Origin of the sequence: Mucilaginibacter paludis DSM 18603 (assembly GCF_000166195.2) — a bacterium.
GTDB classification, from domain to species: domain Bacteria; phylum Bacteroidota; class Bacteroidia; order Sphingobacteriales; family Sphingobacteriaceae; genus Mucilaginibacter; species Mucilaginibacter paludis.
The window spans coordinates 3561526-3584043 of sequence record NZ_CM001403.1 but is presented as its reverse complement, the minus strand read 5'-3'; the positions used below and the strand labels follow the sequence as shown (position 1 = coordinate 3584043).

General features: G+C 41.2%; 23 protein-coding genes. 15 read left to right on the top strand and 8 right to left on the bottom strand.

The window, feature by feature from the left end:
* Positions 1–3 precede the first annotated feature (3 nt).
* Positions 4–342, top strand: coding sequence for a DoxX family protein (locus MUCPA_RS15155; protein ID WP_008507518.1), 339 nt, complete (start codon positions 4–6; stop codon positions 340–342).
* A 523-nt stretch (positions 343–865) separates the two neighbouring features.
* Complete coding sequence (locus MUCPA_RS15150; protein ID WP_008507517.1) at positions 866–1540, top strand: hypothetical protein; 675 nt, start codon at positions 866–868, stop codon at positions 1538–1540.
* A gap of 255 nt (positions 1541–1795) precedes the next feature.
* On the opposite strand, the gene yiaA is transcribed toward MUCPA_RS15150, so the two are convergent.
* Positions 1796–2263, bottom strand: a complete 468-nt coding sequence (yiaA, locus tag MUCPA_RS15145; protein WP_008507516.1) for an inner membrane protein YiaA — start codon at positions 2261–2263, stop codon at positions 1796–1798.
* A 133-nt stretch (positions 2264–2396) separates the two neighbouring features.
* Here yiaA and MUCPA_RS15140 point away from each other — a divergent pair, with 133 nt between their 5' ends.
* Positions 2397–3890: a hypothetical protein gene (locus MUCPA_RS15140; RefSeq protein ID WP_008507514.1), complete on the top strand. Its 1494-nt coding sequence runs from the start codon at positions 2397–2399 to the stop codon at positions 3888–3890.
* A 149-nt stretch (positions 3891–4039) separates the two neighbouring features.
* Here MUCPA_RS15140 and MUCPA_RS15135 read toward each other — a convergent pair whose 3' ends face one another.
* Both MUCPA_RS15135 and MUCPA_RS15130 read right to left on the bottom strand, forming a co-directional pair.
* Positions 4040–4807 (bottom strand): hypothetical protein, encoded by a 768-nt coding sequence (locus tag MUCPA_RS15135; protein WP_008507513.1) that lies wholly within the window; start codon positions 4805–4807, stop codon positions 4040–4042.
* A gap of 147 nt (positions 4808–4954) precedes the next feature.
* Positions 4955–5872, bottom strand: a complete 918-nt coding sequence (locus MUCPA_RS15130; protein ID WP_008507511.1) for an STM4504/CBY_0614 family protein — start codon at positions 5870–5872, stop codon at positions 4955–4957.
* A 1496-nt stretch (positions 5873–7368) separates the two neighbouring features.
* On the opposite strand from MUCPA_RS15130, the gene MUCPA_RS15125 reads away from it, so the two are divergent.
* The 4 genes from MUCPA_RS15125 (at position 7369) to MUCPA_RS15105 (ending at position 11378) form a co-directional block, all read left to right on the top strand.
* Positions 7369–8136, top strand: a complete 768-nt coding sequence (locus tag MUCPA_RS15125) for an SDR family NAD(P)-dependent oxidoreductase (RefSeq protein WP_008507509.1) — start codon at positions 7369–7371, stop codon at positions 8134–8136.
* Entirely contained in the window at positions 8130–9032 is a 903-nt protein-coding gene (locus MUCPA_RS15120) for an AraC family transcriptional regulator (RefSeq protein ID WP_008507508.1), read from the top strand. The genes MUCPA_RS15125 and MUCPA_RS15120 overlap by 7 nt, the downstream gene beginning before the upstream one ends.
* 149 nt (positions 9033–9181) lie before the next feature.
* Positions 9182–10294 (top strand): acyltransferase family protein, encoded by a 1113-nt coding sequence (locus MUCPA_RS15115; RefSeq protein WP_008507506.1) that lies wholly within the window; start codon positions 9182–9184, stop codon positions 10292–10294.
* Positions 10295–10727: 433 nt separating this feature from the next.
* Entirely contained in the window at positions 10728–11378 is a 651-nt protein-coding gene (locus MUCPA_RS15105; protein WP_008507503.1) for an ATP-binding cassette domain-containing protein, read from the top strand.
* A gap of 284 nt (positions 11379–11662) precedes the next feature.
* Here the strand turns inward: MUCPA_RS15105 and efp are convergent, their stop codons facing one another.
* Positions 11663–12223, bottom strand: a complete 561-nt coding sequence (gene efp / locus MUCPA_RS15100; protein WP_008507502.1) for an elongation factor P — start codon at positions 12221–12223, stop codon at positions 11663–11665.
* Positions 12224–12378: 155 nt separating this feature from the next.
* A complete protein-coding gene (locus MUCPA_RS15095; protein ID WP_008507499.1) occupies positions 12379–12882 on the bottom strand; it encodes a YfbM family protein in 504 nt (167 codons plus the stop codon).
* A 199-nt stretch (positions 12883–13081) separates the two neighbouring features.
* On the opposite strand from MUCPA_RS15095, the gene MUCPA_RS15090 reads away from it, so the two are divergent.
* The 3 genes from MUCPA_RS15090 to rsgA all read left to right on the top strand — a co-directional run bounded on the left by MUCPA_RS15090 (position 13082) and on the right by rsgA (position 15378).
* The gene (locus tag MUCPA_RS15090) at positions 13082–13684 is read left to right on the top strand and encodes a methyltransferase domain-containing protein (protein WP_008507498.1); all 603 of its coding nucleotides are present in this window, start codon (positions 13082–13084) and stop codon (positions 13682–13684) included.
* A 124-nt stretch (positions 13685–13808) separates the two neighbouring features.
* Complete coding sequence (locus tag MUCPA_RS15085; RefSeq protein WP_008507497.1) at positions 13809–14324, top strand: DUF4251 domain-containing protein; 516 nt, start codon at positions 13809–13811, stop codon at positions 14322–14324.
* Positions 14325–14457: 133 nt separating this feature from the next.
* Positions 14458–15378 carry a ribosome small subunit-dependent GTPase A gene (gene rsgA, locus MUCPA_RS15080; protein ID WP_008507496.1) on the top strand — a complete coding sequence of 307 codons (921 nt, stop codon included), beginning with the start codon at positions 14458–14460 and terminating at the stop codon, positions 15376–15378.
* Between the two features lie 134 nt (positions 15379–15512).
* Here rsgA and MUCPA_RS15075 read toward each other — a convergent pair whose 3' ends face one another.
* Complete coding sequence (locus tag MUCPA_RS15075; RefSeq protein WP_008507495.1) at positions 15513–17885, bottom strand: hypothetical protein; 2373 nt, start codon at positions 17883–17885, stop codon at positions 15513–15515.
* Positions 17848–18864, bottom strand: a complete 1017-nt coding sequence (locus tag MUCPA_RS15070) for a hypothetical protein (protein ID WP_008507494.1) — start codon at positions 18862–18864, stop codon at positions 17848–17850. Before MUCPA_RS15070 ends, MUCPA_RS15075 begins: the two co-directional genes overlap by 38 nt.
* Before the next feature lie 37 nt (positions 18865–18901).
* On the opposite strand from MUCPA_RS15070, the gene dtd reads away from it, so the two are divergent.
* From dtd to MUCPA_RS15045, 5 genes are all read left to right on the top strand, one after another.
* The gene (gene dtd, locus MUCPA_RS15065; RefSeq protein ID WP_008507492.1) at positions 18902–19354 is read left to right on the top strand and encodes a D-aminoacyl-tRNA deacylase; all 453 of its coding nucleotides are present in this window, start codon (positions 18902–18904) and stop codon (positions 19352–19354) included.
* Positions 19355–19538: 184 nt separating this feature from the next.
* Positions 19539–19913 (top strand): GxxExxY protein, encoded by a 375-nt coding sequence (locus MUCPA_RS15060; protein WP_008507490.1) that lies wholly within the window; start codon positions 19539–19541, stop codon positions 19911–19913.
* A gap of 58 nt (positions 19914–19971) precedes the next feature.
* On the top strand, positions 19972–20298 hold the full coding sequence (locus MUCPA_RS15055) for a nucleotide pyrophosphohydrolase (RefSeq protein ID WP_008507488.1): 327 nt from the start codon (positions 19972–19974) through the stop codon (positions 20296–20298).
* Positions 20299–20305: 7 nt separating this feature from the next.
* The gene (locus MUCPA_RS15050; RefSeq protein WP_008507487.1) at positions 20306–21223 is read left to right on the top strand and encodes a DUF4349 domain-containing protein; all 918 of its coding nucleotides are present in this window, start codon (positions 20306–20308) and stop codon (positions 21221–21223) included.
* Between the two features lie 243 nt (positions 21224–21466).
* Positions 21467–21769: a DUF5362 family protein gene (locus MUCPA_RS15045; RefSeq protein WP_157543919.1), complete on the top strand. Its 303-nt coding sequence runs from the start codon at positions 21467–21469 to the stop codon at positions 21767–21769.
* Here the strand turns inward: MUCPA_RS15045 and MUCPA_RS15040 are convergent.
* A complete protein-coding gene (locus MUCPA_RS15040; protein ID WP_008507486.1) occupies positions 21761–22474 on the bottom strand; it encodes a 2-phosphosulfolactate phosphatase in 714 nt (237 codons plus the stop codon). The two genes, MUCPA_RS15045 and MUCPA_RS15040, sit on opposite strands and share 9 nt — an antisense overlap.
* Between the last annotated feature and the right edge of the window lie 44 nt (positions 22475–22518).

The following is a 22518-nucleotide window of genomic DNA, read 5'->3' as shown; positions in this document are numbered from 1 at the left end:
TTAATGCTGCTCACTATACTAACAATAGTTTCTGCTATTTCATTTCTGTATTATGGAATTAGCTTTTTTACAAACTCCGGCATGGAAGAAGAGTTCCTTCGTTACAATCTCGACAAATACAGGAGACTTATAGGCTACCTGCAATTTCTGGGTGGAGCCGGACTCCTCGTTGGTTTGATTTGGCAGCCTCTGCTTGTGGCCGCTTCGGGCGGCCTTGCTTTATTGATGTTAATTGGATTTGGAGTACGAATTAAAATGCAAGATGGACTTTTACTATCATTGCCATCTTTTATTTTTATGCTTCTAAATGGCTATATCTGTTTTGCCGCGCTGTATCGCTAAGGTATTAATTGCCAGTTTGCTAAATTGTTAATACTACAAATAGCAACTGCTTTATAAGTGCAAGCAGACGCAGGGAATCCTTAACTAAAAACAAAATCTCTCAGAAGTTAATCTGAGAGGCTTTTTCCTTTGACAGCCCTTGGCCGAAGGTAGAAACTTCGGATCAGCCATGCCGATAGTCTACGGCACCGAAAAACAAAAATGCCTCAAACCTTAAATAGAGGTAGTAGATACGACAAATTGATCAGCGGGAGCATTGGGCCTATCGTGGTGCGGGCTTTATTTATAACACAATATTTTTTCCATGATTTGAAAAGTTGGGCAGATTCAGACCGGAATTAAAAATGCTTCAAATTGTCTATCCTCACTAAAGGATTAAAACTTTATCAAAATGAATATTCTTAATAACCACAAACCCAAAAAATGCGGATCTCATTAATTTCGGACGATTATCATGTAGTTTGTTTCTCGACTTGCAATTTGAAAGCTATATTTAGGTGTCGAAAACCTTTAATATTTTAAAATGACCTCTCTAAGATTTGCCCTCGCAGCTTTAATCGTTTGTTTATTAGGCTGTAATAAAAACAGTAAACCAAAAGCAACTAAAACGCAAGTTAAAGCGATTTTGAAAGTTAATGCGTCCGCAACATCAGATACCACAAAGGATAAACAGGAGATTCAAAAACTTATCCGTAACTTGCTTGTATGGGCCGAGGGTGGAAAAGGAGTTCCGGATTTACTTCCATTTGTGGTAAATCGACAGGATAGTACAGTTACAGGCTTTGATCTGGGTAAGCTTAAAGGAGTTGACGATAGTTTGAAAACTACAGGTTTTTTTTCTAAAGAGTTTATCAATAACTACAACCAAATCATCCAGGTACTTGATAGGAAGATGAAAGAAAAGAAGATCGCACCTTTTTCAACAGGAGAAATACCGCCTTTTGGTTTCCATACTGATGCCGATCCCTGGTGCGATTGCCAGGATGTACCTTATGACCATCCTAACGCCTATAGTTTAGTTGATGTGCATATTATTGAATTAAACAAAGAAAACGGTAAAATGTACTGGACCTGGGGCAGCCTTCCTAAAGATGTATCTCCTGATTGGAGAACCGTTACCTATAAATTCAACGTAACAAAGGAAAGCGGTCAATGGAAGGTATCTTATTTACAGGGCTTCGATATCAAAAGAGCTTAATGAATGCCCAAAATGACGACAAACGATGCACTGTCTTTCGCACTACCATAATCTATATTTTGCAACTACAAAAAGCCTTCAGGCCGTTCTGAAGGCTTATAAAAATTTTCTAAATAAAAACCTGGTGGTTTCTTTTTGTGGGAACTAATGGGCTCGAACCATTGACCGATCGGTTTAGAAGTTTTTAAATTTACGGCACATCAATAAACCCCGCAGGCTTGCTGGGCAAGGCGCTGCGGGGTGGTAACCGCTACGTTACAGCTCTTTATCCTTAACCATCTTTGCGTCGCGGGTATTCTTTTGTACGGCAATGGCCGAAAACATGCTGAGGCAGAATGCCATAGAGTAAAAACCTTTCTCACTTAGCGCCATATTTGCATTCCAAAGGCCTATCGTCAACAGGAGCATTGCTGCAATAGTGGCAAACCAACTAATTCCGTAGTAAAGATCAGTAACGGCAAGTCCCTCGGCCCTGTCCCTTACGCTTTTTTGTACAGAGATCACTGCGAATAAGCCAAATAATAAAATGGTAAAATAATAACCTTTCTCGTTCAACGCCATACTTGCGTTCCATAAGCCAATGCAATATCCCATAGTGCCTATTAGTAAGGCAAACCACGAAGCGCCAATAAATGCAGCAGTTGGTTTAAACGGGTTTCTAACGTTTTCACCATATTTTACAAACGGTGAATTTTCTTCTGTTCTTGGTTGTAGCGGTTCCATTTTTATTCTGTTTTAATGATTAATATGAAAGCAAATGTCGGATGTAAAACAGACCTAAAAAAAGTAGAATTTGAAAATTACTGACGATATAATTTAAGGATTATTGTACTTTTATACCTCTCAATATAGCTATATGGAATCACTGCCGGAGTTGATTAACTTGCTCAATAATACGGATAAAAAGCTATTCAGGCAGTTTTTACAACGGAAAAACAAAAGGGGCGATGTAAAAAATCTGCAGTTACTTGATTTGATAGAAACTGACGATATAGATAATTTAAAAAAGCTCTACGACCCGAAAAAAAATAATGATGCATACTATGCCTTACATAAAAGGCTACAGGATAACTTATTGCTATTCTTATCGCAGAAAACCTTTGAGAGCAATCATTCTGATACCTATGACGCTTTGCGCCTGCTGGTGGTGGGGCGTTTTTTATTGGAAAATCATGTGGTCAAGATAGCGTTCAAATGTTTGGATAAGGCAGAACGCCTGGCTGAACAGTTAGAGCAGTTTAATTTGCTGAATGAGCTCTTGCAGTTGAAGGTACAGTACGCACATTTGCCAGGTGCCGAGAACCTCGAAGCTTTGACCGCGCGCTTCCTGCAGAATCAGCTACACATGCAACGCGAGGCTAAACTCAATATGGCCTATGCTTTTTTGAGGCAGGAACTACAGGAAATCCATCTGAATGGAAAAATCGTTAATTTGACGACCCTGATGATAACGACGATCCGGAAGTTCAAAATCTCCGGACAGGATCTGATGACCTATAAATCCATTTACCAAATTCTTTTCATCGCGAATGAATACGCTGCGATACAGCAGAATTATGGATTGATAGAGCGCTATATCAACCGAACGGATCAATTTATGCAAGGCCAGCCGGATAAAAATCAGTCCTATCTTTTTTACCATATATCCATCTTATATTTTTTGGCGAACTTTCATTTAAGACGAAAAAATTTTGAAGGTAGTGCGCCTTATCTTAAGCAAATGATGGATCTAATGCTGACGGATAGTCACTATTATGCGCTGTTTTATTTACGCCATCAGTTACTCGCCGCGCTCAATCTGTTCTTTACAGGCTTTGCCGACGATGCGATCGCGCTATTACAGAAATCGCTCTCCAATACAAAGCACAGGTTTAAACCGGAAGACATCGAAGATATACGAATATGCCTGACCATGTTTTTAGCGCTTTGCAATGACCGGGGAAGTTTGAAGCAGCTGACTTTGTTAACGCGTGCTGATGCCTGGTATGAAAGAAAAATGGGCATGTTATGGACCATTCGAAAAAACCTGATGGAAATTTTGGTGCAGGCACAGTTCTCTAACATCGAGCTTGCCACGTCCCGGATCAGCAGCTTCCGGCGCCGGTATAAGAAGTACCTGCTGAAAACTTCGGAGGAGCGCGTTCTATTGTTTCTGAAGCTGGTTGAAAAACACCTGCTAAAACCTGATGTAACTTCTGAAACGGGGTATAGAAAGGCGGTTTTAGACCTGCTTGGCGGGATAGAAAATAGCGATATCTTCACGTTGAGCTTTATTGCCTGGTTAATAGCGCGCTGGGAGAAAAAAACAGCTTATAAAGTTCTGCTCACACTTATAGAGGATGGCAATTAAGATCACTAAATGAGATAATGTGTAACAAAGATAAAAATATTAAAGTTTCTAGCTGTTCTTTCTGGTTGGGGATATGCTAAATAGCGAGCAGCGCAGTTAAAGTGAGGCATGATAATGATTCGGTTTTCTTTGTGTAGGGGTCAGATTGGTCACGTCCTTGGTGTAAATGGTATGGTTTCAGCTTTAAGGGAGTACCTATAGGATGATAGATTTTTAATTATATCATTACGACTGATGCCCCAAGCACTGGATATGTAGTGTATATGCGGTTGGCCTAAATGTGGTGCCTCTTTACCCCGTATTCCCGATTCTGTTCTGAAAAAGCAATGCCAATAGTTCTCATCACCGATGAAGTCACCGATTACTTTATGTTTCTTCGCTATCGCAACCTTTATTTCGGCTGGTGACATATCAGTTACTCCGAAGAACTCAAACTCACCATCATCTTTAAGATGCATCATTGCTGGATAAACCTTACCAGCAAACTCCTTCGCATGATATTCAGAAATCAATCTACTATACGGCATTCGGAATTTTAGCCAAGCATGAATCGGCGTACATATTAATAAATCAGTATCGAATATTAATCTTGCAACAATTTTCTTCTGTGCCTTCTTCTTCCTTTCTTGTAGTAACTGTAGCAAATCAGTTGGTAATGCAGCTTGTTCTATTTTAAGGTATTCTTGCTTCCAACGTTGTTTAGCCATGGCCTTAGACCTGATGGCCCACTCAAGTTTAGTACTACTTTTTAATTGTTGGTAATCAGGCATCGCCTCTTTTGTCATTAAGTCAAACCTGTAGTTAAGTTCCTGCACAGCATCTCCGAAGTGAGTAATTGGGTTAACTAGATTGCAGGTTGGAAAACGATAAGATTGATAACTCGTGTTTTCGTCGGTTTGATAACTTTGAAAGTTCATAGTAGTCGTTAGGTTGCTAAGATAATTTTATGCGATAATTGGCAACAATGTGTGCCCCTACGAACTGAAGCAAACCGTCTGAAGGTAGAGGGTAGGATAGTACGTATATAAATATACTTAGTTATTAAAATACTAATAGCAAGGCATCTACAATTTACTTAATTCGATTAAGTAAATGACATTACTGCCAGTTAGGTTAAGGGTATACCTTGTGGTTTCATCATCTGCAGTGATCGGGATAGAACCTTGTCCATGACCACCAATTCTATTTCGAATTGTAGGTATTCCACTTTCTAAAAGGCTTCTCAATGAAGTTAATTGACTTTGCATGTAACTTGGAATAAGATCATTGTTCAAGCAGACCTTAATGAGGGTTGATGATGTGTCTTTTTCATCATATGACCAGCCCTTCGCTTTACAAATGATTTTCATCGTACTTTCAAATGTTTTTAAACACTCGGCGAGACACTCTTTATTCCTTCCATGTCTATAATGCTCATGTGCTTTTAAATACTCTTCATTGGCTCCTGAAAATGTTGAATTATGTAGTAAGCTCAAAGTAGGTTTTACGATCTCAGAATGAATGTAAGTTGAATCCACTTTAATTAATTCACCATCCTCATATTGATATCCAATTGCATGTTCCTTGAACCGTTGGTTTAATTCTTCTATAGCTTCGTTGGCTTCAAGTTTACGCGTCGTAGAGGTTTGATAGTTGTGGTCAGAGGTTATAACTTTGGCTACCGCTCTGAAACACAGCTCAATCGAATCAAGTACTCGGTTTATATCTTTCTCTCTCAATATATGCTCTTCAATTCTTTCTTGGTATCCCCGAGAAACATTTAAATCAAACAAGCCGTATTCACGACATAATATATCATGGATTTCTTTGCAAAGCATTTCAACGGGATCGATACTATAACCGACAAAAGTTCCAAATGCATCGTTAATAATATGGACTACTTGCACTCTGAAAGGACTTGGAAGCTTATCGTAAATTAATATATCTGATGGCTCTTCTGTCAGTGCTTTTTGTCGTTTGGAAAACAGATTAAATACAGCCATGTTATTGCTTATTTTTTACTAATATATATAATATCTGGGAGCAATCCTTGCGAGTTGAGCGAGGGTCTAAGCAGAGGCAGCACGAAGTGCGGCTGGTTAGTATGCTTCACAAGGCTTTGGCGCCCATCGCTGGTGCGCGCGTGTCGCGCGTTCCGCAATATGCCCGAAACCGTTTAAGTGAACAGAATACCGAATGAGTCGAAATTCAGTTGGTTGACGGTGTGATTAACAACATTCCGCGAAGTTCGTTTATACAAAGATTCGTTAAAGGCACACGCCACAGGCGTGCGCCAGCATTGGGTTTTATCACTAGTTTTAATCAATCTTAATTTGTTATATAGCTCGCTTACTTCTAACGCGCAACCATGCTATTTTTCTGCTCTTAACTAGATACCTTAAAAATGAAAAGCGCCCATAACTAATGGTTATGAGCGCTGGTGTAATCGTTTTACTTTAAACGATTTATTAAGTTTCCGACTGCATGTGTGACTAACGCAATAGAACCTAATAAGTGCAATACGTCAGTTAACATCTCTAAATTATTATGATTTAACATATTGGCTGGTGGAGTAGGTTTTACGCTTGCCTGCTATCCCTTTGCATAATCCATCATGCTTTCATTATTTAATGCTACTTTTGATTTCCTAAACAAAAATAGGTTCATTTATGGACTATTTTAGAGAAAGCTGGTTGCGCTAACAACCGGCTTTTTTTACGGCCTACCCGCATTGTAAAATTACTGATCCTATATCTCAATGCAAGTAAATGATACCTAAACCGTCTGCATCACACTTTATTGAAATTACTATAGGTAAATGTATCGGGGGCTAAGTCTGAAGTCAATAAGAGAGCACACTCAGCGAATTTTTCTTGGCAAATCGGCAAAAAAACCTACACTTAAATTTTTATCAGTTTAGTAATTTAATCAGGAAATGGTGGACCCGGATTAAAAATTCTGCTTATTTCGGAGTAAAAAGTTAAGTTTTTTCAATTAAATTCCCCCCCCCCGCTATCCGAAGTTTCCAAACTTCGGATCAATATGCCCGTAGTCTCCGACTACCGTAAACAAAAAAACCCTCAGAACTTAATCTGAAGGGTTAATGTAGTGGTGGCTACTTTACAAATCTCGAACTATTTCTTATCAGATTTGCGGTTAATAGCGAATTTGGGCTTATAAATTTTTCGGTTCAAACATCATAGTAAAGGAGGTTTTGATTGTTAAATTAAGAGTTCGATTAACTTATCAATACTTCAGCAATCTGAATAAATGATGTAATTTTTGAACTAAGTGGTGTTACGTTAACCTTTTTAAAGAAACTCTTCTACTGTTCCCGCCTATCTGATTTTAAATCATAAAAAAGTATCTCGAATGGCGGCTAAGCAAAAGTAAGAGCGATTCCGTTTGCTGTTTTGTGGACGTATTATAAACTCATTTCAGTTACAATATTCCCGACTTTGGTTACAGCCATCTTACTCCAGGTATTGAACTTTGCGGTATGAAAAACGAAACAAAAAACAAACGCTTAGCGCTCGTTACCGGGGCTAACCAGGGTGTCGGGCTGCAAGTCGCAAAAGAGTTGGTAGAGACTGGACACCTTGTATTATTGGGCTCCAGAGAACTGGCCAAAGGTGAACTTGCGGCTGCAGCAATCGGTGATGGCGCTATTGCTGTACAGATAGACGTAACCGATCAGGCGTCCATCAAAGCCGCAGCAGCATTAATTCGGGAAAAATTTGGTTATCTGGATCTGCTGGTCAATAACGCCGCCATCTCGAATACCAGAAAGGGTAATATGTCGTTGCTGGAATTCTCTAAGATCAGCAGGGCAAGCAATATTTCACTGGACGAAGTCCGCTCTATTTGGGAAACCAATGTCTTCGGCGTATTGGCCGTTTATCAAGCTATGTTACCCTTGTTGCGCCAATCAGCCGCGCCGCGCATAGTGAACGTTTCCAGCGGCGTAGGATCGCTCACAACAAACGCCGATCCTGCTTTCCCTTACCGTGCTATTTTCAGTCCGGGTTATGCTGCTTCAAAAACGGCGCTAAATGCCATTACCCTGGCCATGATGATCGAACTGGAAAACACCAATATTAAAGTTAACTTAGTGTCTCCGGGGTTTACAAGTACTGCACTTAATAACTTTGAAGGTACGGAGTCGATCGAAGACGGCTCCCGTGAAGTGGTAAGGGTTGCCTTGTTCGGACCGGACGATCCTTCAGGTACTTTCACCCGCTGGGAAAATGTAAACATACCATGGTAACGCAACCACATAAATTCAATTCATTGTCAGAAGTGCACGCGGCATTCGGCTTACCGAAGCCGCTGCACCCGTTGATCAGCATTGTTAACGGCATGCATAACAACATAGAAGTGAATTTTCCTGCCGAATCTTTGATCACCAGCTTTTATAAGATCACTTACACCGCCAAGGTCAGCGGAAAAGTAAAATACGGACAGGGTTATTATGACTTTGATGAAGGTGGAATGCTGTTTGCCGCGCCCAATCAGCTTATGGGCGGAAGCGAGCATAACGGACCATATTCAGGTTACAGCCTATTCATCCATCCCGATTTTTTGTTAGGCTATCCCCTGGCCAAAAAGATCAAACACTACGGTTTTTTTTCTTACTCCGCCAACGAAGCACTGCATCTGTCCGAGGCAGAAAAAACCACGATCATCACCACCCTTAAAAGTATGGAAACCGAGCTGAACCTTCCCATAGATGATCTCAGCCAGGATGTGCTGATCTCTCAGATCGAGCTGTTACTCAACTACAGCAACCGGTATTACAAACGGCAGTTCATCACCCGCAAAGCCATTCATACAGACCCGCTGCAAAAACTGGAAACTGTTCTGGATAATTACATCAACTCCGAACAGGGCATCCCGTCGGTTCAATACCTGGCAGAACAACTGGCGATGTCGCCGAGCTACCTCAGCGATATGCTGCGCGTGATTACCGGGCAAAACGCACAGCAGCATATCCATAGAAAACTCATCGAAAAGGCAAAAGAACAACTGACCATTACCAATCTTTCGGTTGCTGAAATTGCTTACAAGTTGGGGTTTGAACATTCGCAATCGCTCAGCCGCCTTTTTAAGACCAAAACACATATTACTCCATTGGAGTTCCGGGCTTCTTTCAATAAAAATTGAAATGCTATCAACCAATCAGGGGTGTTTACGACAGCATTTTTCTGCCTCGCTATCCGAAGTTTCCAAACTTCGGATCAATATGCATTTTGATAACCTGGCTAAACAACAAACCAAGCGTATCGCTGTTGAATGCCTATAAGATATGTCAAATGGATACGAATAAAGCTACCCCCATTATTTTGCAAACCAAACAACATTTCGATATTCTTGACGGGTTAAGAGGCGTTGCAGCCCTGGGCGTTGTAACATTTCATTTTATGGAGTGGGCCTACGCTGATTACAGCAAGAACTTTATCGGGCATGGTTTTTTGGCTGTGGATTTCTTCTTCTGCCTTTCGGGATTTGTGATAGGGTATGCTTATGATAACCGTATCGCCAAAATGGGTGTCCTTGAATTTTTTAAATCAAGGATCATCAGGCTGCATCCGCTGGTGGTGGCCGGATCGGTAATGGGACTGCTGGCATTTTTATTGGACCCATTTGGCGGCCATCCCGAGTTATATAGCGCCGGCAAAATCGCCCTGGCGTTTGTTTGCTCTCTGCTGCTTATCCCGTTACCTGTTATAGCTGATCGTGGTTTTAACCTGTTCAGCTTCAATGCACCATCATGGTCGCTGTTTTGGGAATATATTGCCAATATTGTTTACGCATTTGTGCTTTACCGGATAAGCCGTCGCTACCTGCTGTTGTTCACCCTGCTCTCGGCAATAGCTATTTGCTTGGTTTGTTACCATTCAGGCAATTTAATGGGCGGCTGGAGTGGCCCCACTTTTTGGGACGGAAGCGTCCGAATATCCTATTCTTTTTTAGCAGGGTTGCTTGTTTACCGTTCCAAATGGATCATCAAAAACAAATTGGGTTTTATTGGCCTGGCGCTATTGCTGGTACTGGCCCTTATCATGCCATTCACCAAATTAAACTGGTTTTCAGAACCCTTGGTAGTACTACTTTATTTCCCTTTACTGATTGTTTTGGGGGCCGGGGCTACTTTAACACCCGGCTTTAAAAAAATTTGCATTTTTTCGGGAAAGATCTCCTACCCCTTGTACATGACGCATTATGCCGTATTATGGATGTTCGGCAACTATTACACCAGCCATAAGCCCGGGACAATGCAACTAACGCTTATCATCATTAGCGGGCTAATCCTGCTGGTTGGGGCAGCGTACTTAGTGATGATAATTTACGATATCCCAGTAAGGAAATATTTTAGTGATAAACGAAGTAAGAGGCTTGCCGAGCAAAAAGCGGACGGGGTGTAAAAAGCGCACCGATAAGAAATTAAGACCCTTTACTTTACACCTGCTTCTATAATTTCGATAGGTTACTTTGTCTGATAATCAATATCCTAACTATTTTCAACATTAAACAAATATCACTATCTTCATTGATGCATAGCTTGAAATTGATCGGACGATTTTACCAGGATATATTTTTAGCTAATTTTTTAGTGACCCTCAGTTGCATTGGACTTGCATTTTTCTATGATAACCTTGCTCATAAAATATTTCCGATGTTATTTTGGTTTAAGGTTGTAGCCTTGTTTATGATATTTTATCTCGCAATTCATAATAAAAAACGTGAGCTATATTACTATCAGAACCTGGGCATTTCAAAACAAAAACTATTAGTGGCAACTTCTGTTTTCGACATGATCGTTTCCTTTAGCTTATTTATTACAGCTTATCATTTCAAATGATCCATACACTCGAAACAGATGGGGTGCAGCTTGATTTCGGCCTGCACAGGGTGTTTTCAGATATTTATCTTAAGTGCGAAACAGGTAAAATAACCGGCTTGCTCGGCCGGAACGGAGAAGGTAAAACCTGTTTGATGAAAATCATTTCAGGTAATTTAAACGCTTCAAGCAACTCTATTCGCTTTGATGGGCACGTGGTAAGCAATGCTCGCTCGCATCCGCACCTGCTTTTATACTTGCCCCAGTTTAATTTTATCCCACGCTCGCTCAGGGTGAAACAAGTTTTGGATGATTTTGGCTTAGCCCGCAACGACTTCATCAATTGGTTCCCCCAATTTGAACTGGATCTTAAAGTAACCCAGCTTTCCGGAGGGCAATGGCGGATGCTCGAGATCTACATTATCGCGAAAACGCCCTCACAATTCGCTATGCTTGATGAGCCTTTTACGCATCTCAATCCCATACAGATAGAAAATATCAAAGTGTTTTTAACCGCGCAAAAAGAACATAAAGGAATTTTGATAACCGACCACATGTATAAACACCTGCTTGAAATAAGCGACACCGTATATTTGCTAAAAGATGGCAAAACGCACCTTGCCAAGTCCATTGATGATCTGGATACTTTGGGCTATATCAGGCTATGATTGGCAAGCTCATTACCCGTTACGTTGTTGAGTAGAGTAAGCATACCTGAGAAACGGAATGCCATTCGCGACGTACGTTAGCGAATTTTAGTTGCTATGATAAAGGTACATTGCCCCATCGGCTTAAGGCATTGGTATAGCAGTTTTAATTGGCATCAGCACATTGCTTTTACTATTTCTACTTAGGTTGAATGGTAATTGACGATGCCCACGCCTGCTTTTTCAGGCCGGGATATACATCGTATGATGCATATCCCGGCCTGAACATGCTTAATAGGCAGCTATTACTTCACACGTTCAAGATATTCTCCGGTGCGTGTATCCACCTTTATTTTATCTCCCTGGTTTACAAAAAGGGGAACCTTAATTTCTATACCGGTTTCTGTTGTTGCGGTTTTTAGCGCGCCCGATGAGGTATCACCTTTAACAGCCGGTTCGGCATAGGTAATTTCAAGTTCTACGTTGTTGGGCACTTGCGCCATAATCGGTTCTTCGCTTTCAAAAGAAACAATCACGTTCATTCCTTCTTTCAGAAATCTTACAGCCGGGCCAAACAGGGTTTTGGGGATATTAAACTGATCGAAAGTTGTGTTATCCATGATCACCATAAAGTCGTTATCTTCATACAGGTATTGAAAGTCGTTTGTTTCTACCCTACAGATCTCCACCTGTTCGTCGGTACCTAAACGTGCCTCTACAATTTTACCGGTTTTAATATTCCGGAATTTATCCAAATAGAAGGCCCCTCCTTTACCTGGTGTACGATGCATTACCTCTGTAACGGTTACCAGTTCGCCGTTGTAACGTAATATATTTCCTACTTTAACTTCAGATGCTTTTGCCATAAAATGCGATTTTCAATTTTGAAGCCAAAGATATATTAAGTTATGATAAACTTTGTTTAAAACGGCTTGCATTATTTAATATCCGGCAGGTTTTAAAATCGTTTCAGAATGAAGGATTTACAATTTTATAAATTCTGACTGATACCGGCATTCAACTATTGATCGGCCGTAAATAAAACGTACCTGTTTTCTTCAGCCGCCAGTTTCCAAAACTCCTTTGTTCCATCAAACCACAGCCAGGTATATTCCAGATCTTCATCAGTTAATGGGAATCCATATTCCGCGGCATCAATTTGCTGATACCCCTTATCCAAAAACGCTTTGCCGGTGATATTTACCGCATGGGCAATTTGCTTTACCTGTTCAGGAGTTTTGAGTACCATAATATAATCATCTTCGGCATATAAAATTTCTCCACCCAGGATAACATGGCTCAGCGGAAAATTGCCGTTGTTATATTCAAGCTTTCCGTCGGTGAGGCTACGATGCAAGGCATCCCATGATTTATCAAGCTCCGCTAATCGTTGGGGATATTGATCGAAATAGTTTTGCTCTACTTCCTCCTGCAAGTAGTTTAACCGATCCTGATCCGTTTTAATATCTTTTAATTTTTTTACTTCGTCTGCGCCGAGCGAAAAAAGAACTCCTAAACATGACATATAGTTATCAGTAATATTTTGTAAGCAAGTTACAAATAATGCCGATCATGGTTAATGAAGTATTGCACAACTATGCAATACTTCCGGCAGGTTTCAATTTGAGCAACTTTTCCGGGTTTAACGTTAAGTGCAACGAGAAACGGCTGCTATAAAAGTCTTTGCCATCATAATTACGTGGATATATATTATCTTTAAATCGATGAATTCTCTGATTGATTCCGCCTCGATATTTCGTTACCATAGGGATATGATTGTTTTACATGGCAGCCAGGATAGTAAAGCTTTAGGTTGGCTGGATAAAAAGAGCCAGTCTGTACGGTTTGAAGCTTTAAGCACCGTTGCCGATTTAAGGGGCTGTAGCATGTTAGATGCCGGTTGCGGTTACGGCGATCTGTTTGGATATTTAGATCAGAATTTTACCGACATCAGCTATTGGGGGATGGAGCAAATACCCGAATTGTTAGAGGAGGCCGAGCTACGCTATGGCCACAACCCGCGCGTAACGTTTTTACCCGGAAACTTTATGTATAGCAAATTACCCATATGCGGTTATACCATAGCCTGCGGCTCGCTGAGCTACCACAGTGCCGACCCTGATTTTGTTTTCAAAGCCATTGCCCGGTTATATGAAAACTGTAAACTGGGTTTGGGCTTTAATTTATTGAGATCTATCCCTGTGAATGAGTTGATTGTAGCCTATAATCCGCAAGTTATCCTCTCTTATTGCCGTACATTGAGCGCTAAATGTATTATGCTGGATGACTATGTTGAAGACGATTTTACGGTATTTATGTATCATTAATTCGCCGTTTGGCTTCCATTTTGTAAATTTGATTGAATGCGGGCATCGGCAGGATGGAAACATCCTAAGGCGCTGAAAAACAATCTGTAATAATATACGTTTTACCTGTTGTAAACTCTTAAAAATGGAAATTCTTGTAAAAAAATGGGCTAAACAGGCATTCCTGATCGTCCTGGTTTCTTTTTTATTCAATACAAGTTTTGCACAAACTACACGGAAAGAAAAGTCGGCCCAAAAAGAGGCAGAAGTAAAGGGGCTTGTGGAGTCAAGAAATTATGTTTTTAAGGCCGAGTTTGCACAACCCATGCGCGGCGGTAGCCGGTACATTACGCCGGATTATGATTTAACTGTAAGTAAAGATAGCCTGGTGGCTTACCTGCCTTACTTTGGCCGGGCTTATATAGCACCTATTAATCCGCAGGATGGTGGTGTTATGTTTACAACTACCCAGTTTGATTACAACATGGCCGAAAAAAAGAATAGTTGGGAAATCGTTTTTAATACCCGGAATGCCAAGGATGTTCAAAAAATGTATTTATCGGTTGGCAAGGACGGCTATGCTACTTTGCAGATTACCAGCAACAGCCGCGATCCGATTTCGTTTAGAGGATATGTGCAGGCCCGGAAAAAAAAAGCATAAGCTGAGAAACGGGCGTTCCTTGGTTGCTGTTGATAACGATCTGTTAACTATCGGCGTGTCTGTATTTGACTTAAGAAACTCTTCCATCCTGATTCTAAAATCTTGATGCTATCCTGCTATCTTTGCAAACTTAATGCAAGGATTAATTACAAAGTCGACCGGAAGTTGGTACCAGGTGCAAACGCCTGAAGGGCACAAGCTGGATTGCCGTATCAAAGGCAAATTCAGGATTAAGGGTATTACCACTACTAACCCCTTAGCCGTTGGGGATGTGGTAGATTTTGAAATGGAACCCGAGCAACAAACCGGCGTAATTACCAAACTGCACGAACGGAAAAATTACATTATCCGTAAATCCATTAATCTGTCAAGGCAGGCCCAAATTATCGCGGCTAATTTAGATCAGGCTTTTTTGGTGGTTACTTTAGCTTCGCCGCGTACATCGCTTGGCTTTATCGATCGCTTTTTGGTTACTGCCGAGGCTTATCATATCCCCGCAAGGCTGATATTCAACAAGCTTGATTTGTTTAGCGACGAGGGTTTGGAGATACTGGCGGATTATCGCGCCATTTATGAGAACCTGGGCTACCCTTGCTACCAGATCTCGGCCACCAAAAACATCAACGTGAACCAGGTGATTGAGGTATTGCAGGATAAAACGAGCTTATTTTCGGGCCATTCGGGCGTGGGCAAATCAAGCCTGATCAATAATATTCTGCCCGAACTGAGCTTGCGTACAACCGAGGTTTCGGAATGGCACGACAAAGGGATGCATACCACAACCTTTGCCGAGATGTATGAACTGCCCTTTGGCGGTTTTATTATTGATACACCTGGCATACGCGAATTTGGTATTGTTGACATTGAACAGCAGGAATTGGGACGGCTATTTCCAGAAATAAGAACACATATGGAAAATTGCCGGTTTAAAAATTGCCGCCATATCAACGAGCCTGGCTGTGCTGTTTTAGCCGCCGTTGAAACCGGCGAAATCGAGCCATCCAGATACGACAGCTACTTAAGTATGTATCATGGTAACGACACGCGCGCTTAGTTTTAGTACCGATTGCTAAGCAGGATGTTTCTGAATTAAATATAAATGGATCAAGAGTGTAGAAATCAACAGTTCTGGGTCTGTGTTTCTTGTTTCTTGCTTCTTGACTCTTGTTTCTTCCGCCCTAATCAGGTTTATTGGCTCATCAATACAAAATCTTTAAGATAGCTACACTCTCCGATAGCTTTTTTGTAAATAGCTGTTTTGCGGTATTTATCTTTAAGCTCATCAAAATATTGGCTGCTACGTAGCTGATGCAGGTATTTTTTTTCGGCTTGTGTATAATCTGTCATAAAAAAGTTGGGTATAACAGCTTGTTTTTGCCTGCATTTTGCCGCCATAAAGGTGCACTTGGCTTTAAACTCTTCGTTATTGCTCAACGATCGCGCCAGCAAATAATACTTTTCGGCATTTTCCGTTTTAACATAATCAGTATCGTAGCTATATTTTTGCTGTCGCCCAAAATCTGCCGATGACCAGGTGTACGAAATTAAATACCAGGCATTGCCGTAATGTGATGTATTGTACAGTCCGGTGGCATAACGGTAATAGTAGGATGGCGCATTTAGGGTATCGGTTTTAATTTTTTGCTCCAGGGTATTCATCGCCATAGCGAACTGTAGCTTATTGAAGCCCTTTGTTTTACCGTACCGTAGTACTTTAGGATAATCATTAATCCGGTCAATAAACGGATCGCCTTTGTAATAATCGTCGGGATATTTGTTTAAAGCCACAACATCCACCAATTTAAAGGCTGCAATGGCTTTGCCGTACCGGTGCTCACGCAGATAGGCGGTGCCCAGCAATTCGTTTAGGTAATTGAGTTTAAGCAGGTTGAGTTTGCTGGCTAAAAAATTTAAATAGGGAACTGCGGGTGGTGTCTTTTTCCAGCGGATAAGCCTGCTGATCTGTGACGAATGCAAATTGTTTTCCCAGAAATCAGTCATCACGTAATCGCCCGCGCTTTTAAACAGTGCAAGGGCTGCCCTGGTGGTATCGCCTTGTTGTAAATAAGCCGGAGCTAATATCTGCTGATAAAAGTTACGTGCGGTAATAGCAAACTTATGGTCATCGTTATCAATATAATCGCCCGAAGTATTCCGCTTCACTTCTGCCTTTGTTTTCTCATCCAGCCACTTTAAGGCGGGTAAAAGCTGTGCTTCATTAATTTCGTTCAGTTTTTGGATGTTCTGAGAAATCAATAATAAGCGGATAATTTCTTTCTGATCATTCATCGCCGGGCTTAGCTGCTCATTATTCAATGCCCTTAGCCAGGCAAAGCCATTGGCGTTATCACTCTCCATCCAGGCCAGGTAAGCACCGGCTAAATTGCCGATGTTATAATCGGGGTACTTGCGTTCGGCCACTAACTGCTTGCAAAAGGCAATCAGCTTGGCCATGTGTATCAATCGCCCGGGTTGCTTTTGGTCGCCTCGCTCGGTATAAAATCCGCTTGTAAAAGCCGTGTTCGCATTTAATAACTTATGGGTAAGATAACCCTCTTCCAGCTTATTGATTTCGCGCACTAATAAAACGCCTACCGTGGCAGAAGATGGGGCGTAATGATAAACCTGCTGTAAGTATTCTAAATTGAGGTCGGGGTTCCCAAAACCCTCTATAGCGTAAATGGAAGCCCGCTCGTTGTTATTGGTGCAAAGCGCCAATGGTTTATTGCTTGTAACGTGAATGTATTTGTAATTTTGATAGGCCTGTACACGCCTTTCGGGATATTCGTCAAATATCCTGGAGAATAAATAAGCTGCCTGCACAGTATCTTTAAGCCAGCGTTTCTCGCCTGCTTTTAGAGCAAGAGCCCAGCCTCGTACATGGCTTTGGGAAGCAAAAGCCGCTATGTACTTATCATATATCCTGAGGGCAATTGTATAATCCTTGCCATAATGCATTAGCCGCTGGGCTTGGTAAAAGTATCTAAGCTGTATAAATTTATCTTTTTCAAGCAAAGCGTTTTTCAGTGCCGTATTTCCGGCGGTCAGTAACCCAATTGTGTCGATGGGCGTTGGGTTCCATTGGTCAAAACCGGTATTGGCCAATTTCTCTGCAGATTTAGCAAAGCGATAATACTTTAAAGCACTGCTGTTTTTTTTAAGAAGCAAGGCTCGCAAAAAAGTATTTTTAGAAAGCGTATCCGGCAACTTTTCGCCTGTTTTTAAATACCCTTCCGCCAAAGCCGCCTCGGTGTGAGCATCTAAATGATACATGGCCCGGGCTACATCATCGGCGCTTACATCCTTGCCAAAATAGGCGGCCCATTCGCCGGCGTTAACATCGGCTTCGCTAAGGGGCTCTTTATTATCGTATAAAAACTGGTAGCTGGTAAAATAAAAGGGCCTGTTATCTTTTCCCCCCTGCACATTATTGTGAAAAAAAGACACATAATAGTCGTAGGGGTCAACTTCGCCGCCACAGGCCAGGTCAATAGCAATGCCTGCCACAAAGCAAGCCATCAAACTAACGCAATAAATGAGCGGTGTTTTCCAGCTCTTCATAAGTATACTTTTTAACAATAGCTTCATCTAAATGGAAATACAATACCTTAACATTACCGGGCTTTAAAAAGCGACCAATGTATGCTGTAATGGTTTGTATGTTTTTAGCGTCCGAATTTTCCCACCTTACCTCGTCGCCACTTTGTAAACCATAAGCAGGCAAATCTGTTTTGGCAGTGTACAAATTGCCTCCGCCAGATGCAAACTCCTTTTGATGGTTTAAAATATCAAAAAATATCCGTTTATCAATCCCTATGTACTGCTTATTTCTAAAAACTACAGCCCAGCTAAATAAAGGCAGGCCGATATCCATTGCCATGGGATAAGCTGCAAGGTTTTCGCCCAGGTATTTTTTAAGCTCGCTCACCTCGATAATAGAATTTTGTGGGCCGTATTTACGCAGGTTGCCCATGTTGTAACACATCAGTAAAACCCCATCTGCCGGAGGGATGCCGCTTGTTTTTTGATTTTTAACCTGGTGAAGCCTCAGCGTTACCGAAAGCTTTTTACCTGCCAGTAAGGGTTTGATCTGCTTAAGCAGGTAAAAGTAATTTTCGCGGGTCTGCGTAGTCCAGTCGCAATCTATCTGTAGTTCCTGATATCCAGCTTTTCCTGCTTGTTGTACCTTGCCATCAACAAAGGTTTTTATTTTATTTGCCAGGATGTTCAGCTTACCAGGTGTTGTGCTCCTTAAAACATCATTTACAATAAACACCACTGGGATAATCTGGATAGTATCGGCCAGTTTATCCTGGAAAATGATGGGTGATACCGGAATCGGGTCGGCCCCGTTCTCTCCCATATCAACATCCATAATGCGTACATAAAGCTGGCGCGTATGCAGGTGTTGCAGATAAGCGTTTTCTACAGCATTTTGCCTGTAAACAGTTTTCCAATAGTAAAAGGAAGTGTTTACCTTTCTATCCGGTTTGCAAGCGGCGAATGATAGAATAATCAGCAATAAAAACCCGGTGCGCATTAACCAAAGTTATTAATTAAAATTAAGGTATAAATTGATGAGAGCAGTTATTCAGCGTGTAAGCCGTGCATCGTGCACAGTAACAGGGAACATTACCGGCCAGATACAAATTGGCTTATTGGTTTTGTTAGGAATAGAGGATGCCGATACCGGCGAAGACGTAGCATGGCTGGCTCAAAAAATGGTGAACATGCGCATTTTTAGCGACGAAAACCATTTAATGAACAAGGCTTTAGCAGATGTAAACGGCAATGTCCTTTTAATATCTCAATTTACGCTGTTTGCCCAAACAAAAAAAGGGAACCGTCCATCGTTTATCCGGGCGGCTAAGCCAGATAAGGCCATTCCATTATATGAGCAAATGGTAAAGGAGTTGGAAAAACTATTGAATAAAAAGATAGCCACGGGCATTTTTGGCGCCGATATGAAAATTGATTTATTGAACGACGGACCGGTGACGATAGTGATGGATACAAAAGAGAAGGAATAATAATGAAGCACTAATTTCACGAATTGAATCGAATTTTCACTAATGTTAGTGGAGCACGAATTACACGAATAGGAGCGAATTTTCACGAATGCTGGAGTGCGAATTTTTTTAGTGCGAATTCTATTTTATTAAAGTGATCGCGAATAATCTTTTGAGTTATTATAAAATATATTGACATTTTGCTGTGGCTGATATACTGTTTAAGGACGAATCATACAAAATAATTGGGGCTTGTTTTGAGGTACATAATGCGCTGGGGCATGGGTTTAAGGAGGTTGTTTATAAAGATGCCCTGGAACTTGAATTTAAGCAGCTTGGCGTGCTTTATCATCGGGAGAAGCCTTTCACTATCCGGTATAAGGAACAAACATTGAAGCATTTTTTTGTTGCTGATTTTATTGCTTATAATACCATCATTCTTGAAATAAAACAGGCCAATTATATTGGCGAACCTTACATCAAACAAACGCTCAACTATCTCAAGGCATCCGGCATAAGGCTGGGCATCGTTATTAATTTGGGCAAGCCCTCACTGGAATATCAGCGGGTTGTATTCTGATGTTTATTAATCTTATGGAATTCCTCCTATTATTGCATCTTATCAATAACAACGCATCATGACAATTGAAGAAGCTCAAAAATTAGTTGACCAGTGGATAAACACAACAGGTATCCGCTATTTTAACGAACTGACCAATACTGCCATTTTAATGGAAGAGGTTGGCGAGGTTGCCCGTATTATGGCCCGAAAGTATGGCGAGCAATCGTTCAAAAAATCGGATGAGGAGGTTAACCTGGCCGACGAGATGGCCGATGTGCTTTTTGTATTGATCTGCCTGGCTAACCAAACCGGTATTGATCTGACAGATGCTTTGGAACAAAACATGATTAAGAAAAAGATCCGTGATGCGGACAGGCATAAAAACAACGAGAAACTAAAATAGATCAGCCATGAAAACTACAGCCCTCACCATCATGATCGCTTTAATGCTATCCGCTTGCGGAAATCAAAAGTCTAAAAATGTGGTATCATTTCCAGAACCTTTGATGAGTGCAGATAAAGACGTAGCAAAATATGACATGGCTGCTGAAAAGGCTGTTGGCGGATCGGTGGGTAACACCGCAGTTAAAATTACCGACGTGAGATTAACGGCGCCACCAACACAACAAAGCCCGGGTATTGATACGGTTAAGAAAATAATCAAAGAAGGCGATATTCAATTTGAGGCCGGAGATCTGTCTAAAACCAGGGGGCTTATCATTAACGCTGTAAACAAAGCCGGAGGTTATGTTGCGGAAGACAACCAATCGAAAGATGAAAATACCGGCAGAAAAGAATATGTACTTAAGGCGCGTATCCCATCTAAAAATTTCGATTCTGTGTTAGATGCCATTTCGGGAACGGCAGATAGGATTGATTCGAAAAATGTGCGTGTCAGGGATGTTACTACCGAATATATCGATATCAGATCCCGGCTGGATAATAAGCGGAAACTGGAAGGCCGTTATCTGGCTTTGTTAAATAAAGCTGGCAAAATGGAAGATATTTTGCAGATAGAGAATAAGCTGACAGAGATCAGGAGCGATATCGAATCAACCCAGGGGCAATTAAATTACATGAATAAGCAGGTTGCCTACAGTTCACTGGATATTACGTTTTATTCAAAATCAATAGTGGTAAATAACGGCGACGGCTTTGTCTATAAATTTAAAAGTGCCCTTTCTGGCGGATGGGATTTTTTACAAGGTCTGTTTTTTAGTTTAATTGGCGCTTGGCCCATCATAATATTGGGCGGTATATTGTACCTGGCTTTAAAAAGATATATTAAATTGAGGGACGCCAAAAAAGCTTCTGCTATCCGGGTTTAGTAAAATATTATACAGTTTACAAGTATGATATTGAAATTGTTTATCTTTCAAAAAAAACCTACTCATGGATAATGCTTTCGAATCTCCTGAACTTGCACCTGTTGAAAACGGCGTTATTTTAGTCCTATCGCCATCAGCTATCTATTAAAAGCAGATAAATGGGCTAAATTTCTCAGTATTCTCGGTTTTATTGTAGCCGGGTTTATTGCACTGTTAGCAATATTTATCGGTAGTATTTTTACAATGCTAAGCAGACTCAGCCCCGCAACATCTATGATGCCCGGTGCGGTTGGCACTTCTGTATCAGTGCTCTATTTGGTTATTGCAGCGGTAATATTTGTACTTCATCTATTTTTATTCCAGTTTGCTACCCGTACGCAAAAGGCGCTGACTTATAGCGATGGTGGCTTAATGGACGGAGGCATCCACAGGTTACAGTCGTATTTTAAGATGTTGGGTATTATTATGATTGTATATCTTGTGTTTATAGCGTTCGCTTTTTTAGGTATGATCGCTGTGACATCAATGATGCCGCATTCAATGTAGTTTCACCAGCTTCTCCCCCTCCAGCACCGGGATAGCAGTAGTGATATCTACATTTAAACAAAAATCAATATCCTCCATAATCCCCAGCTGCTTCATGCGCTCGCCGTGCGATGACTTTTTGAGGTAAACGTTCAGATCGTGTTGGGCTAACTGATACAAATCATTGGCGGCAATAGTGGCATCATCCCATTTATAGGCATCGGCTTTTAATTGTTCGGCTACGGCACCGGCAAAAAGGGTATCTTCCAGGTTAAAGTTGTTTTTCCAGCCTGCGCAAACCAATAGTATATTTTCGGGCTGTTGTTTAAGCCAGTTACAAAGCGAGGTTAAATTTAAAAACGACCCTATTACAATACGTTTGGCTTTGATTGACATATGGAGCGCGTGCGTACCATTGGTTGTAGTAAGCACTACCGTTTTGCCGCTAACTTTTTCGGCGGTATATGAAAAGGGCGAATTGCCAAAGTCAAACCCGTCAACCACTTTGCCATCACGCTCGGCGGCCAATAAATAATCCAGGCCCTTTTCGCGGTAGGCGGCACATTCAGCCACTTCGGCAACGGGGATAATGGCTTCCGCGCCGTTTTCAATACCATAGCAAATGGAAGATGTGGCCCTGAAAATATCAATCACCACTACAATGCTACCTTCAATATTAAACAGGGGCAGCAATGCCGGTGTTAAGCAAACCTCTAAATTCTTCATATCATAAAAAAGGCCCTCCCCAAAAAGGAGAGGGCAATGCGGGT

Excerpts from the sequence above, each read along its gene's own strand:
- MUCPA_RS15040 (WP_008507486.1), bottom strand. The coding sequence starts at position 22,474 with ATGAAGAATTTAGAGGTTTGCTTAACACCGGCATTGCTGCCCCTGTTT.
- MUCPA_RS15140 (WP_008507514.1), top strand. The coding sequence starts at position 2,397 with ATGGAATCACTGCCGGAGTTGATTAACTTGCTCAATAATACGGATAAA.
- MUCPA_RS15055 (WP_008507488.1), top strand. The coding sequence starts at position 19,972 with ATGACAATTGAAGAAGCTCAAAAATTAGTTGACCAGTGGATAAACACA.
- MUCPA_RS15115 (WP_008507506.1), top strand. The coding sequence starts at position 9,182 with ATGGATACGAATAAAGCTACCCCCATTATTTTGCAAACCAAACAACAT.
- MUCPA_RS15130 (WP_008507511.1), bottom strand. The coding sequence starts at position 5,872 with ATGGCTGTATTTAATCTGTTTTCCAAACGACAAAAAGCACTGACAGAA.
- MUCPA_RS15150 (WP_008507517.1), top strand. The coding sequence starts at position 866 with ATGACCTCTCTAAGATTTGCCCTCGCAGCTTTAATCGTTTGTTTATTA.
- MUCPA_RS15155 (WP_008507518.1), top strand. The coding sequence starts at position 4 with ATGCTGCTCACTATACTAACAATAGTTTCTGCTATTTCATTTCTGTAT.
- yiaA (WP_008507516.1), bottom strand. The coding sequence starts at position 2,263 with ATGGAACCGCTACAACCAAGAACAGAAGAAAATTCACCGTTTGTAAAA.
- MUCPA_RS15105 (WP_008507503.1), top strand. The coding sequence starts at position 10,728 with ATGATCCATACACTCGAAACAGATGGGGTGCAGCTTGATTTCGGCCTG.
- MUCPA_RS15045 (WP_157543919.1), top strand. The coding sequence starts at position 21,467 with ATGCTAAGCAGACTCAGCCCCGCAACATCTATGATGCCCGGTGCGGTT.
- MUCPA_RS15120 (WP_008507508.1), top strand. The coding sequence starts at position 8,130 with ATGGTAACGCAACCACATAAATTCAATTCATTGTCAGAAGTGCACGCG.
- MUCPA_RS15050 (WP_008507487.1), top strand. The coding sequence starts at position 20,306 with ATGAAAACTACAGCCCTCACCATCATGATCGCTTTAATGCTATCCGCT.
- rsgA (WP_008507496.1), top strand. The coding sequence starts at position 14,458 with ATGCAAGGATTAATTACAAAGTCGACCGGAAGTTGGTACCAGGTGCAA.
- MUCPA_RS15095 (WP_008507499.1), bottom strand. The coding sequence starts at position 12,882 with ATGTCATGTTTAGGAGTTCTTTTTTCGCTCGGCGCAGACGAAGTAAAA.
- MUCPA_RS15135 (WP_008507513.1), bottom strand. The coding sequence starts at position 4,807 with ATGAACTTTCAAAGTTATCAAACCGACGAAAACACGAGTTATCAATCT.
- MUCPA_RS15070 (WP_008507494.1), bottom strand. The coding sequence starts at position 18,864 with ATGCGCACCGGGTTTTTATTGCTGATTATTCTATCATTCGCCGCTTGC.
- efp (WP_008507502.1), bottom strand. The coding sequence starts at position 12,223 with ATGGCAAAAGCATCTGAAGTTAAAGTAGGAAATATATTACGTTACAAC.
- MUCPA_RS15090 (WP_008507498.1), top strand. The coding sequence starts at position 13,082 with ATGAATTCTCTGATTGATTCCGCCTCGATATTTCGTTACCATAGGGAT.
- dtd (WP_008507492.1), top strand. The coding sequence starts at position 18,902 with ATGAGAGCAGTTATTCAGCGTGTAAGCCGTGCATCGTGCACAGTAACA.
- MUCPA_RS15085 (WP_008507497.1), top strand. The coding sequence starts at position 13,809 with ATGGAAATTCTTGTAAAAAAATGGGCTAAACAGGCATTCCTGATCGTC.
- MUCPA_RS15125 (WP_008507509.1), top strand. The coding sequence starts at position 7,369 with ATGAAAAACGAAACAAAAAACAAACGCTTAGCGCTCGTTACCGGGGCT.
- MUCPA_RS15075 (WP_008507495.1), bottom strand. The coding sequence starts at position 17,885 with ATGAAGAGCTGGAAAACACCGCTCATTTATTGCGTTAGTTTGATGGCT.